This window comes from Streptomyces sp. Z26 (assembly GCF_003665095.1).
Taxonomy (GTDB): domain Bacteria; phylum Actinomycetota; class Actinomycetes; order Streptomycetales; family Streptomycetaceae; genus Streptomyces; species Streptomyces phytohabitans.
Genome location: NZ_RCHV01000002.1, coordinates 236789 through 249229, shown reverse-complemented (window position 1 = coordinate 249229; position 12441 = coordinate 236789). Strand labels below are relative to the sequence as shown.

General features: G+C 75.4%; 11 protein-coding genes. 10 read left to right on the top strand and 1 reads right to left on the bottom strand.

The genetic code is table 11. From position 1 onward, the window contains the following. The first annotated feature begins 312 nt into the window (after positions 1-312). A complete protein-coding gene (locus D7M15_RS01115) occupies positions 313-1452 on the top strand; it encodes an SGNH/GDSL hydrolase family protein (protein ID WP_165906180.1) in 1140 nt (379 codons plus the stop codon). Between the two features lie 95 nt (positions 1453-1547). Here D7M15_RS01115 and D7M15_RS01110 read toward each other — a convergent pair whose 3' ends face one another. After that, positions 1548-2153: a hypothetical protein gene (locus D7M15_RS01110; RefSeq protein WP_121515756.1), complete on the bottom strand. Its 606-nt coding sequence runs from the start codon at positions 2151-2153 to the stop codon at positions 1548-1550. Between the two features lie 276 nt (positions 2154-2429). Between D7M15_RS01110 and fmt the strand changes: the two genes are divergently transcribed. From fmt to D7M15_RS01065, 9 genes are all read left to right on the top strand, one after another. Further along, positions 2430-3362 carry a methionyl-tRNA formyltransferase gene (gene fmt, locus D7M15_RS01105; RefSeq protein ID WP_121515755.1) on the top strand — a complete coding sequence of 311 codons (933 nt, stop codon included), beginning with the start codon at positions 2430-2432 and terminating at the stop codon, positions 3360-3362. A 121-nt stretch (positions 3363-3483) separates the two neighbouring features. After that, positions 3484-4899 (top strand): transcription antitermination factor NusB, encoded by a 1416-nt coding sequence (locus tag D7M15_RS01100; RefSeq protein ID WP_121515754.1) that lies wholly within the window; start codon positions 3484-3486, stop codon positions 4897-4899. Positions 4900-5104: 205 nt separating this feature from the next. Then, on the top strand, positions 5105-5302 hold the full coding sequence (locus D7M15_RS01095; protein WP_121515753.1) for a hypothetical protein: 198 nt from the start codon (positions 5105-5107) through the stop codon (positions 5300-5302). Between the two features lie 56 nt (positions 5303-5358). Next, a complete protein-coding gene (gene rpe, locus D7M15_RS01090; RefSeq protein ID WP_121515752.1) occupies positions 5359-6036 on the top strand; it encodes a ribulose-phosphate 3-epimerase in 678 nt (225 codons plus the stop codon). A 213-nt stretch (positions 6037-6249) separates the two neighbouring features. After that, the gene (locus D7M15_RS01085; protein WP_206337298.1) at positions 6250-7251 is read left to right on the top strand and encodes a sugar-binding domain-containing protein; all 1002 of its coding nucleotides are present in this window, start codon (positions 6250-6252) and stop codon (positions 7249-7251) included. A gap of 131 nt (positions 7252-7382) precedes the next feature. After that, positions 7383-7865 (top strand): TrkA C-terminal domain-containing protein, encoded by a 483-nt coding sequence (locus D7M15_RS01080; RefSeq protein ID WP_121515750.1) that lies wholly within the window; start codon positions 7383-7385, stop codon positions 7863-7865. A gap of 9 nt (positions 7866-7874) precedes the next feature. Beyond that, a complete protein-coding gene (locus D7M15_RS01075; RefSeq protein ID WP_121515749.1) occupies positions 7875-9083 on the top strand; it encodes a cation:proton antiporter in 1209 nt (402 codons plus the stop codon). A 106-nt stretch (positions 9084-9189) separates the two neighbouring features. After that, on the top strand, positions 9190-10626 hold the full coding sequence (locus D7M15_RS01070) for a GuaB1 family IMP dehydrogenase-related protein (protein WP_121515748.1): 1437 nt from the start codon (positions 9190-9192) through the stop codon (positions 10624-10626). A 273-nt stretch (positions 10627-10899) separates the two neighbouring features. Beyond that, positions 10900-12426, top strand: a complete 1527-nt coding sequence (locus tag D7M15_RS01065) for an amino acid permease (protein ID WP_121515747.1) — start codon at positions 10900-10902, stop codon at positions 12424-12426. Positions 12427-12441 lie beyond the last annotated feature (15 nt).

Genomic DNA, 12441 nt, shown 5'->3' with positions numbered 1-12441 from the left:
CGGTGACGCGTACTCCACCAGCTCGCCCGCGCCCGGCACCCCGGCCGACGGCGCGGCCGTCAGCACGGCGTTCTGCGTCCCGGTCACCCTGCCCCGCAGCCGGTCGGGGACGCGCTCGGTCAGGACGACGCCCAGCACCGTGCTCAGCACACCCCCGGCCGCTCCGAAAGGTCAACGGCCGCCGCCCGCGCGCCCCCTCCGCGCGCGGCGTGCTTCCGCTCGGCGGCCGAGCCTCCCGTGGGTGGTACCGGTGTCTCCGCCGGTGTGATCAACTGGTGGGCGGGGCGGGTGCGTGACTCGAGGGGAGCGCCGTTGAGCGGCGACGGACAGGTGACGCGGCGTCAGGTCACCGTGGGTGCCGTACTGGCCGTCCTGGTCCTGCTGGTCGCGGGGGTGTTCGCGGTGCCGTCCTGGCGCTGCGAGCTGACCGGGTGCGCAAAGGACTCCGGCGGGAGCGGCAGCCCGGAGCGGCCGGACGACCGTACGGTCAGCCCCCAGGAGGCCGCCACCAGAGGCGGGTACGTCGCGCTGGGCGACTCGTACTCCGCGGGTGTCGGCGTACAGACCGGCTCCGACGACAAGAGCGAGGCCGACGAGGGCGAGGGCGGCGAGCGCGACAAGAGCCAGGCCGACGGCGACGGGGACGACGGCAAGGCGGGCGCCGAGGCGAAGCGCACCGACGGCGTGTGCCTGCGCCACTCCGCCGCCTACTACCACGACGTCGTACGGACGTTCCGCTTCGCGCGCGGCTCCGCCTTCTGGGCGTGCAGCGGCGCGACGACCGCCGAGGTCCTCGACGGCCGGTACGGGCGGGAGCCCCAGACCGACCGGGTCGACGCGGACACCAGCCTCGTGACGATCAGCATCGGCGGGAACGACGCCGGGTTCACCAAGGTCCTCACCCGCTGCCTCGCGGAGGTGTTGCTCGGCGACTGCCGTGGTCAGGACGATCAGGTCGCGGAACGGCTGGACACCCTGACCCGGACCCTGCCCCGTGTCCTCACCGACCTCACCTCCCGCGCCCCGTCCGCCCGCGTGCTCGTCGTGGGCTACCCGCGGATGTTCGCGGCGGAGCCCCAACGGGGTGAGGCGACCATCGGCAAGGACGACCAGCGCTGGCTGAACGAGCGGACCCGCGAGCTGGACGACATCATCGCGCGCAGCGCCCGCGCCGCCGACCGCGGACTGGTGGAGGCGGGCAAGCGGGGGAGCGTCGAGTACGTGGAGGCGTACGACGCCTTCGACGGGCACGAGACCGGCACCGCGGACCCGTACGTCAACGGCCTGAAGCTCGACCTCCGCGCGCTCTCCGCCGAGACGCGCAGCTTCCACCCCACGGAGGGCGGCCACCGGGCGCTCGGCGAGCTCGTCGAGCGGCAGATCCGCAAGGGACCCGGCAGGCCGCTCGCCGCGCGCGCGGCTGACCTCGCGCCGCCGACCACCCGCGAGTGACCCCCGCCCGGCCCGGACGCACCTCCGCCCGGCGTCCGGTCGGTCCCGTGACGGGGACGGCGGACGCCGGGCGGACGGCGACGGCTGCGGAGGGGTCAGCCGTTGCGAGGGCCCGGGAAGACCCCGGACCGTGGTTCCTGCGCGCCCGTGGCGGTCGGCCGCCCCGGGCCGGAGCGGGCCGCCGGGACGGTCGGCGCGGGCACGGTCTCGTCGTGGCGTACGGCCTGCTCGCCACCGGCGCCGGGGGTGGAGGCGCGCGGCGCCGCGGCGTGCGGGCCGGTGGCGAGCGGCCCGGACGGGTGCGGCCCGGCGGCGTTCTGGCCCGGCGCCGACTGGCCGCCGTGCGCGGTGGCGCCGCGCCGCGTGCCGTAACGGCGGTGCACCGCCTGCTTGGTGACGCCGAGGGCGGAGCCCACCGCGTCCCACGAGAAGCCCAGCGACCGGTCGAAGTCCACCGCGGCGGTGACCAGCGTCTCCACGCTGTCCCGCAGCTCCTGCGCCAGCCGTACGGTCGGCGCGGGCGCCCGCCCGTACACGACGAAACCGGCCGAGGGGCCGGTGCGCCGCGGCCGGTACACGTTGCCGAGCTGCGAGGTGAGCGTGCGCAGGGCGTCCACCTGCCTGCGGACGCGTTCGATGTCCCGCACCAGCAGATGCAGGCTGGCCCTCGCCTGGGCGTCGTTGGTTGCGTGGTCGGCCATGAGCGAGCCTCTCGAACCGGCATGGAATGGACAAGGTCGAGGACCGGGGCGCGAGGTGGGCCGCTGGGCGGCCCGTCGTGTCCCGTTCGGTCAATCCCTCTTGACCAACGGCGGAACGCCCACTCGGGTCACGCCCGAGGGGCGCGCACCACCCGCGCGGGGCGTGCGCGGCCGAGGGGCGGAGGTGCGTACGCCCCCTTCGGGCGGCCGACGCGCGGACGGAACGTAGACTGAGCGGCCGTCCGCCGCCGCCCTACGAGAGGTAACCGCCCACCGATGAGGCTCGTCTTCGCCGGGACCCCCGAGGTCGCCGTACCGTCCCTGGACGCCCTGCTCGCCTCGGACCGGCACGAGGTCGCGGCCGTCGTCACCCGGCCCGACGCCCCCGCCGGACGCGGCAGGCACCTGGTGGCCAGCCCGGTGGCGCAGCGCGCGGAGGAGGCGGGCATCGAGGTGCTGCGCCCGGACAGGCCGCGCGACCCCGACTTCCTCGCGCGGCTCCGCGAGATCGCCCCCGACTGCTGCCCGGTCGTCGCCTACGGCGCGCTGCTGCCCCGTACGGCCCTGGACGTCCCCGCGCGCGGCTGGGTCAACCTGCACTTCTCGCTGCTGCCCGCCTGGCGCGGCGCGGCCCCCGTGCAGCACGCGCTGCTCGCGGGCGACGAGATGACCGGCGCCACCACCTTCCTGATCGAGGAGGGCATGGACTCCGGACCGGTCTACGGCGTCCTCACCGAACGCGTACGCCCCACCGACACCAGCGGCGACCTGCTGACCCGGCTCGCCTTCGCGGGTGCCGGGCTGCTCGCCGCGACCATGGACGGCATCGAGGACGGCAGCCTGGAGGCCGTGCCGCAGCCCGCCGAGGGCGTCAGCCGCGCCCCGAAGATCACGGTGGAGGACGCGGCCCTCGTCTGGACCGAACCGGCGCTCCGCGTCGACCGGGTCGTCCGGGGCTGCTCGCCCGCGCCCGGCGCCTGGACGGTCTTCCGCGGCGAACGCCTCAAGGTGCGCACGGTGGCGCTCGCCCCGGACCGTACGGGGCAGGCGCCCGGTGAGCTGCGTACGGGGAAGAACTCCGTGCACGCGGGCACCGGTTCGCACGCCGTCGAGCTGCTGTGGGTGCAGCCGCAGGGCAAGAAGCCGATGAAGGCGGCCGACTGGGCGCGCGGCGCGCGGATCGAGGACGGCGAGCGGCTCGGGGAGTGACCTGGCGGGGCCCCGGCCCCGCACGCCCGCAGACCGCCCCGCCCGTACGCCGTACCCCCGCGCCACCGGCATCACCCGCGCCCCACGACCGCACGACACCGCAGACCGGAGCACCTTCCCCGTGAGCACTCGGCCGCGCCGCCCCGCCAAGCCCTACCGCCGCCCCCGCAAGGACCCCGTGCGCATCCTCGCGTTCGAGGCGCTGCGGGCCGTCGACGAGCGCGACGCGTACGCCAACCTCGTGCTGCCGCCCCTCCTCGCCAAGGCCCGCGAGCAGGGCGACTTCGACTCCCGCGACGCCGCCCTCGCCACCGAGCTGGTCTACGGCACGCTGCGCTGGCAGGGCACGTACGACGCGATCATCGCCGCCTGCGTGGACCGGCCGCTGCGCGAGGTCGACCCGCCCGTGCTGGACGTACTGGCGCTCGGCGCGCACCAGTTGCTCGGCACCCGCATCCCCACGCACGCCGCCGTGAGCGCCAGCGTCGAGCTGGCCCGGGTGGTGCTCGGGGACGGGCGCGCCAAGTTCGTCAACGCCGTGCTGCGCCGCATCACCGCCGACGGCCTCGACCTCGACGGCTGGCTGGACCGGGTCGCGCCGCCGTACGACGAGGACGCCGAGGAGCACCTCGCCGTACGCCACGGGCACCCGCGCTGGATCGTCTCCGCGCTGTGGGACGCGCTCGGCGGCGGGCGCGCGGGCATGGAGGAGCTGCTGACCGCCGACAACGAGCGCCCCGAGGTCACCCTCGTCGCCCGCCCCGGCCGGTCCGAACCCGCCGAACTCCTCGCCGCGGGCGGCGTACCCGGCCGCTGGTCCCCGTACGCCGTACGCCTCACCGAGGGCGGCGAGCCCGGCGCGGTGGAGGCCGTACGGGAAGGCCGCGCGGGGGTGCAGGACGAGGGCAGCCAACTGGTCGCGCTGGCCCTCGCGGCCGCGCCGCTGGACGGCGGCCCAGACCGCCGCTGGCTCGACGTCTGCGCCGGGCCCGGCGGGAAGGCGGCGCTGCTCGGCGCCGTCGCCGCCGGTCGCGGCGCCGCCCTGACCGCCGCCGAGAAGCAGCCGCACCGCGCCCGGCTGGTGGACCGCGCCCTGGCGGGCAACCCCGGCCCGTACCAGGTCGTCGCCGCCGACGGCACCCGCCCCGCCTGGCGCCCCGGCACCTTCGACCGGGTGCTGGCCGACGTGCCGTGCACCGGCCTGGGCGCGCTGCGGCGCCGCCCGGAGGCGCGCTGGCGCCGCCGCCCCGAGGACCTGGAACGGTTCGCGCCGCTCCAACGCGGGCTGCTGGAACGGGCGTTGGAGGCGGTACGGGTCGGCGGCGTCGTCGGCTACGCGACCTGCTCCCCGCACCTGGCCGAGACCCGCGCCGTCGTGGACGACGTGCGGCGGCGCCACCCGGGTACCGAACTCCTCGACGCGCGGCCCCTGTTCGAGGGCGTCGCGGCCCTCGGTGACGGCCCCGACGTGCAGTTGTGGCCGCACCTGCACGGCACCGACGCGATGTACCTGGCGCTGCTGCGCCGTACGGCGTGACTTCCGCCGCCCGACCCGTACGGCGTCAACGGCCCCCCGTACGGGGCGCGTTGTTCGCCGCGGCGGCGCGGGCTGCTGAACAACCCGCCCCGGGGTGTACTCGACCCGTCCCGCCGCCTCCCCGCCCCGCGCGGGAGCGGCACCGCCCGGCGCGCCCGTGACGGCCCGCAACCGCCGCCGCCCGGGCCGCACTTGGAGGAAGCCGATGTCGTTGTGGCGTGTCGAACGCAAGGCGGTACGCGGGAACGCGCTCACGGTGGGCGACCTGAAGGCGTTCCTCGCGGAGGCGGAACGCGAGGGCGCCCTCGACGGGGACCGCCTCTTCGGCACGGTGTCGATGACGGCGAAACTCCGACAGATCGCCGTCGAGATCCCCCCGGGCCGCGACCCGGGGAACCGGTGACCGTCCACTCCCCACCCCGGGCGTCGTCGTCGTGGCGCGGGCGACATACTGGGACCATGCCCGCCCAGATCAGCCCCAGCATTCTGGCCGCCGACTTCGCCCGGCTCGCCGACGAGGCCCGCGCCGTGGACGGCGCCGACTGGCTGCACGTCGACGTCATGGACAACCACTTCGTGCCCAACCTGACCCTGGGCACCCCGGTCGTCGAGGCGCTGTCCCGCGCCACCGGCACCCCGCTGGACTGCCATCTGATGATCGAGGACCCGGACCGCTGGGCCCCGCAGTACGTGGAGGCCGGGGCCGGTTCCGTCACCTTCCACGTCGAGGCCGCCGCCGCGCCCGTACGCCTCGCCCGCGAGATCCGCGCCAAGGGCGCCCGCGCCTCGATGGCGCTGAAGCCGGGCACACCCGTCGAGCCGTACGAGGACCTGCTGCCCGAGCTGGACATGCTGCTGGTGATGACCGTCGAACCGGGCTTCGGCGGGCAGGCGTTCCTCGACATCATGCTCCCGAAGATCCGCCGTACCCGGCAGCTCATCGACAAGCACGGCCTGGAGATGTGGCTCCAGGTCGACGGCGGCGTCTCCGCCGACACCGTCGAGCGGTGCGCCGAGGCCGGGGCAAACGTGTTCGTGGCGGGCTCCGCCGTGTACGGCGCGGACGACCCCGCCGCCGCCGTACGCGCCCTGCGCACCCAGGCGGAGGAGGCCGCGCGCCGTACGTCGGCGGGCTGAGCGCGCCGCCGACCGCCCGCGGCCCGCCGATCGGGCACCGTACGGGCGCCGGGCGGGCCCCTTCGGGCGCGACACCTGGGGAACCCCCTTGAATCCACTGTGCATCGGACCGGTCCGGCCGCCCCGGATCTGCGAGGATGAACCCGCGGCGCACAAGCGTCCGCGGGGTTGAACAGTGAGGTGAATGCGGTGTCGACGGGTCGAGCCACGAGAATGGGACCCGCCGAGCTGATGCAGGCCGCGGCGATGGCCCGCCGGTTCTACCTCGAGGGCAAGTCGAAGATCCAGATCGCGGACGAGTTCGGGGTCAGCCGCTTCAAGGTGGCCCGCGTCCTGGAGACCGCGCTGGAGCGCGACCTCGTACGGATCGAGATCCGCGTACCGGCCGAGCTGGACGCCGACCGCTCCGACGCCCTGCGCGCCCACTACGGCCTGCGCCACGTCGTGGTCGTCGAGTCCCCGACCGAGGCCGGGACCGCCGACGCCGACGACGCGGCGGCCGACCCGGAGAACCTGGGCGAGGTCGCCGCCGACCTCCTGGGCGAACTCGTCACCGACGGCGACGTGCTGGGCCTCGCCTGGGGCCGTTCCACCATCCACATGGCCGCCGCGCTGCGCCAACTCCCGCCCTGCACCGTCGTCCAGCTCACCGGTGTGTACGACGCGGGCACCGCCGACCGCGGCTCCGTGGAGGCCGTACGGCGCGCCGCCGAGGTCGCCGGGGGAGAGGCGCACCCCATCTACGCGCCGATGCTGCTGCCGGACACCGCCACCGCGTCGGCGCTGCGCAGCCAGACGGGCATCGCGCGCGCCTTCGAGTACTTCGACAAGGTCACCGTCGCCGCCGTGTCCATCGGCTCCTGGGAGCCGGGCATCTCCACCGTCCACGACATGCTCAGCGACGAGGAACGGGACCACTACTCCTCGCTGGGCGTCGCCGCCGAGATGTCCGCGCACCTCTTCGACGCCGAGGGCCGCCGGATCGGCCGGGACCTCGGGGAGCGGTGCATCACGGTGGAGGCCGAGCGGCTGCGGCGGGTGCCGGAGGTCGTCGCCATCGCGGGCGGCCAGCGCAAGGCCGCCGCGATCGACGCGGTCCTCCGCTCCGGTCTGGTGACGAGCCTCGTCACCGACACGGCCGCCGCCGACCAGCTGCTGGAGGTCCCGGCCGGGCCGCACCCGGCCCTCGAACGCCGCGACCCCGACGGGCGTTAGCCTGTTCCTCGCAGTCGGCCGGGAATGCCCGGCGGCGCCGGGGCGTTCCCGGACCGCCGGAGTTCGGCGGGCGTTCCAGGCCCGGGAATCCGGGCCTGCCCGCAGGCCGCCGTGTGCGCGAGGAGAGAGCCATGACCACCCGTAGGACCGCGCTGCCGGGCGTGGGCGTGCAGTACGACATTGCCACCCGCGCCGACGAGCACCGCCACATCTCGGTGGTCGTCCACCAGGACGGCCGCCGCTTCCTCGGCTTCTACGACCCCGAGGACCCCGACGCCTGCCAGGCCACCGTGGCGCTCGACCCCGACGAGGCGGCGTCCCTCGCCGAGCTGGTCGCGCCCGCCGCCGCGCCCCGCTGGAGCGGCGACGAGATCGACCTGGACCTGGTCACGGAGCGCATCCCGGTCAGCGCCCGCTCCCCGTACCGCTGCCGTCTGCTGGGGGACACCCAGGCCCGCAGGCGTACGGGGGCGTCGATCGTCGCGGTGCTGCGCCGCACCGGCGCGTTCCCCTCGCCCGCGCCCGACTTCCGGCTGGAGGCGGGGGACACGCTGGTGGCGGTCGGCACCCGCGAGGGCGTCGACGACCTGACGCAGCTCATCGCCGGAACCTGAGGCGGCCGCGTGCACGACATGACCGTCATGCTCATGGAGTTGGGCGCGGTCATCCTCGGCCTGGGCGTCGTCGGCCGGTTCGCGGGCCGGATCGGGATGTCGCCCATCCCGCTCTATCTGGCGGGCGGGCTGGCCTTCGGCAACGGCGGCGTCTTCCCGCTCTCCACGAGCGAGGAGTTCTTCGAGGTCGGCGCGGAGATCGGGGTGATCCTGCTGCTGCTCCTGCTCGGTCTGGAGTACACCGCCACCGAGCTGTTCGGCAGCCTCCGCGCCCAGTACCCCACCGGCGCCGTCGACTTCCTCCTCAACGCCACCCCCGGCGCCCTCGTCGCGCTGCTGCTCGGCTGGGGCCCGGCCGCGGCGCTGGCGCTGGCCGGGGTCACGTGGATCTCGTCGTCCGGGGTCGTCGCGAAGGTCCTCACCGACCTGGGGCGGCTCGGCAACCGGGAGACGCCCGTCGTGCTGGGCGTGCTGGTGCTGGAGGACCTGTCGATGGCGGTGTACCTGCCGCTGCTCACCGCCGTACTCGGCGGGGCCGGGCTCGCGGGCGGCAGCGTCACGCTGCTGGTCGCGCTCGGCACGGTCGGACTGGTGCTGTACGTGGCGCTGCGGCACGGCCGCCTCGTCAGCCGCGCCGTCGGCACCGACAACCCCGAGATGCTGCTGCTCGTCGTCCTCGGACTGACGCTGCTGGTGGCCGGGGTGGCGGAACGGCTCCAGGTGTCGGCGGCGGTCGGCGCGTTCCTCGTCGGCATCGCCCTATCGGGGGAGACCGCCGAGAACGCGCGGAACCTGATGACGCCGCTGCGCGACCTGTTCGCCGCGCTGTTCTTCGTCTTCTTCGGGCTGTCCACGGTGCCCGCCGAGATCCCGCCGGTCCTGCCGCTCGCCGCGCTGCTCGCGGCCGTCACCACCGCCACGAAGATCGCCACCGGCTGGTACGCGGCCCGGCGCGCGGGCATCGCCTCGAAGGGCCGCTGGCGGGCGGGCGGGGCGCTCGTCGCGCGCGGCGAGTTCTCCATCGTGATCGCCGGGCTGGCCGCCGGGACGGAACCGCGGATAGGGCCGCTGGCCACCGCGTACGTGCTGCTGCTCGTCGTCCTCGGCCCGCTGGCCGCGCGCTGGGTCGAGCCCGCCGCGTCGGCGGTGCGCCGCCGCCGGGGGCGTACGCCGCCCGGCTCCCCGCCGCCGCGCGCGGACGCCCCGTCGGCGGGCTGAGCGGCGGCGCGGCGCGCCACCTGGTGCGATCCGACAGGCGCGCGTCCGGCGCGGTGGGGGATCGTCCGATCCCGTACGGGCGTACGGGCGTGGGAGACTCGGGCACGTGCGTTTTCTCAACGATCAGCGGCCCCCGTACGACCTGACCTACGACGACGTCTTCATGGTCCCCAGCCGTTCCGCGGTGGGGTCCCGGCAGGGCGTGGACCTGTCCGCGCCCGACGGCACGGGCACCACCATCCCGCTCGTCGTCGCGAACATGACCGCGGTCGCGGGCCGCAGGATGGCCGAGACGGTCGCCCGGCGCGGCGGGCTCGTCGCCATCCCGCAGGACATCCCGGTCGAGGTCGTGGCCGAGGTCGTGGACTGGGTCAAGCGGCGGCACCTCGTCTTCGACACCCCCATCACCCTCGACCCCCGGCAGACCGCCGCCGACGCCCTGGCGCTGCTGTCGAAGCGGGCGCACGGCGCGGGCGTCGTCGTCACCGACGGGCGGCCCGCGGGTGTCGTCACCGAGTCCGACCTGACCGGCGTGGACCGGTTCACGCAGCTGTCCGAGGTGATGTCCCGCGACCTGCTCCTCATCCGCGAGGACACCGACCCGCGCGACGCGTTCAACCAGCTGGACGCCGCCCACCGCAAGCTCGCGCCCGTCGTGGACGCGGACGGCGCCCTCGTCGGCATCCTCACCCGCAAGGGCGCCCTGCGCGCCACGCTCTACACCCCGGCGACCGACGCCGACGGGCGGCTGCGGATCGCCGCCACCGTCGGGATCAACGGCGACGTGGCGGGCCGCGCCGCCGCCCTGCTGGAGGCCGGGGTGGACACGCTCGTCGTGGACACCGCGCACGGCCACCAGGAACGGATGCTGGAGGCGCTCCGCGCCGTACGCGCCCTCGACCCGCGGGTCCCCGTCGTCGCGGGCAACGTCGTGGCCGCCGCCGGGGTACGCGACCTGGTGCAGGCGGGCGCCGACATCGTGAAGGTCGGTGTCGGTCCCGGCGCCATGTGCACGACCCGCATGATGACGGGCGTCGGCCGCCCGCAGTTCTCCGCCGTCCTGGAGTGCGCGGCGGAGGCGCGGAAGTACGGCAGGCACGTGTGGGCCGACGGCGGCGTACGGCACCCGCGCGACGTCGCGATGGCGCTCGCGGCGGGCGCGTCGAACGTGATGGTCGGCTCCTGGTTCGCGGGCACCTTCGAGTCGCCCGGCGACCTCCAGCAGGCGGCGGACGGGCGGCTCTACAAGGAGTCGTACGGCATGGCCTCGGCCCGCGCCGTACGGAACCGCACCGCCGACGAGTCCGCGTACGACCGGGCCCGCAAGGGACTGTTCGAGGAGGGGATCTCCACCTCGCGGATGTTCGTCGACCCGGCGCGGCCCGGCGTGGAGGACGTCATCGACTCGATCGTCGCGGGCGTGCGCTCGGCGTGCACGTACGCGGGCGCGGGGAACCTGGCGGAGTTCGCGGAACGGGCGGTCGTCGGCGTGCAGAGCGCGGCGGGCTACGCGGAGGGCAAGCCGCTCCACCACAGCTGGTGACGGCCGGGCCCGACGGGGACGGCGGGCGGGCCGGGCGGATCGCCATGGAGTACGCCTTCGGCAGGTGGCTCACCGCGGATCGCACCCGGCTGCGCGCGCTCCCGGCGGCCGGACGGGCCGAATCGGACGCTTGACGGTGCCGCGTCACGGCGGGTCGCGGGCGCCTCGTAGGGTTCGACGCCGTACGTGGAACGGCGGGACCGCCGGACGGGCGGGCACGCCCGTCGTCGGGCGCCCACCGGTCCGACCGCAGCCGAACCCGAGGAGCCAGCCGTGCTCGACCAGGGCGCCGCCCCCGCCGAACCCCCGTCCACCCCCGGCGGAACCGGACCGCGCCCCGGGCCCGGCGCGCCCGTCCCGCTCCGCGCCCGGCTGGCCCGGCGCAAGCCCGTCGACCTGCTCGTCGCGGAGGGCGGCCAGGGCGCGGGCGGCTCGCTGCGCCGCACCCTCGGGCTCTGGCAGCTGACGATGATCAGCGTCGGCGCCACCCTCGGCACCGGCATCTTCGTCGTGCTCGGCGAGGCGGTGCCGGAGGCGGGTCCCGCCGTCGTGGTGTCGTTCGTGATCGCCGGGCTGACGGCGCTGTTCTCCGCCCTCTCGTACGCCGAACTGGCCGGCACCATCCCGGTCGCCGGCTCCTCGTACTCGTACGCCTACGCCACCCTCGGCGAGGTCGTCGCCTGGGTGTGCGGCTGGTGCCTGATCCTGGAGTACGGGGTGTCGGTGGCCGCCGTCGCCGTCGGCTGGGGCGACTACCTCAACGAACTCCTCGACGGCACCCTCGGCGTGACCATCCCCGAGGTGGTGGCGGGTCCGCCGGGGGAGGGCGGCGTGTTCAACCTGCCCGCGCTGCTCGTCGTGCTCCTCGCGATGGCGTTCCTCCTCGGCGGCGCCCGCGAGAGCGCCCGCGCCAACACCATCATGGTCGCGGTGAAGGTCGCGGCGCTGCTGCTGTTCTGCGCGGTCGCCTTCAGCGGCGTACGGGCGGGCAACTACACGCCGTTCATGCCGCTCGGCATGGCGGGGGTGAGCGCCGCCGGAGCGACGCTGTTCTTCTCGTACATCGGCTTCGACGCGGCCTCCACGGCGGGCGAGGAGGCGCGGGACGCGCAGCGCGACCTGCCGCGCGCCATCATGCTGTCGCTGGTGCTGGTCACCGCGCTGTACTGCCTGGTCGCGGCGGCGGCCGTCGGGGCGCTGCCGTGGCGGGAGTTCGACGGCTCGGAGGCCGCGCTCGCGGGCATCATGCGCGACGTGACCGGCCAGGACCTGTGGGCCACGGTGCTGGCGTTCGGCGCGGTCGTCGCCATCGCCAGCGTCGTCCTCACCGTCCTCTATGGTCAGACGCGCATCCTCTTCGCCATGTCCCGCGACGGCCTGATGCCCCGCGTGCTGTCGGAGGTCCACCCGCGTACGGGCACGCCGCGCGCCAACACCGTGCTCGTCTCCGTCTTCTGCGGCGGGCTCGCGGCCGCCGTACCGCTGGGCAGGCTGGCCGACGCCACCAGCATCGGCACCCTCTTCGCGTTCGCCCTGGTGAACATCGCGGTGATCGTGCTGCGCCGCACCAGCCCCGGGCTGCCGCGTACGTTCCGGGTGCCCCTCGCGCCGGTCTTCCCGGCGGTCGGCTTCCTGCTCTGCCTCTGGATGATGACCAGCCTGGACACCGTGACCTGGGTCGTCTTCGGGGTCTGGATGGCGGCGGGCCTTGTGCTGTACTTCGCGTACGGCATCCGCCGCTCCCGACTCGCCACCGGCGCCACCGCCGTGGCGGCCGACACCGACACCGCAGAGAAGTGACCCGCCCGCCGTGCG

Bases quoted from the DNA above. Each gene is read 5' to 3' on its own strand.
- D7M15_RS01110 (WP_121515756.1), bottom strand. From the start codon at position 2,153: ATGGCCGACCACGCAACCAACGACGCCCAGGCGAGGGCCAGCCTGCAT.
- fmt (WP_121515755.1), top strand. From the start codon at position 2,430: ATGAGGCTCGTCTTCGCCGGGACCCCCGAGGTCGCCGTACCGTCCCTG.
- D7M15_RS01095 (WP_121515753.1), top strand. From the start codon at position 5,105: ATGTCGTTGTGGCGTGTCGAACGCAAGGCGGTACGCGGGAACGCGCTC.
- rpe (WP_121515752.1), top strand. From the start codon at position 5,359: ATGCCCGCCCAGATCAGCCCCAGCATTCTGGCCGCCGACTTCGCCCGG.
- D7M15_RS01085 (WP_206337298.1), top strand. From the start codon at position 6,250: ATGGGACCCGCCGAGCTGATGCAGGCCGCGGCGATGGCCCGCCGGTTC.
- D7M15_RS01080 (WP_121515750.1), top strand. From the start codon at position 7,383: ATGACCACCCGTAGGACCGCGCTGCCGGGCGTGGGCGTGCAGTACGAC.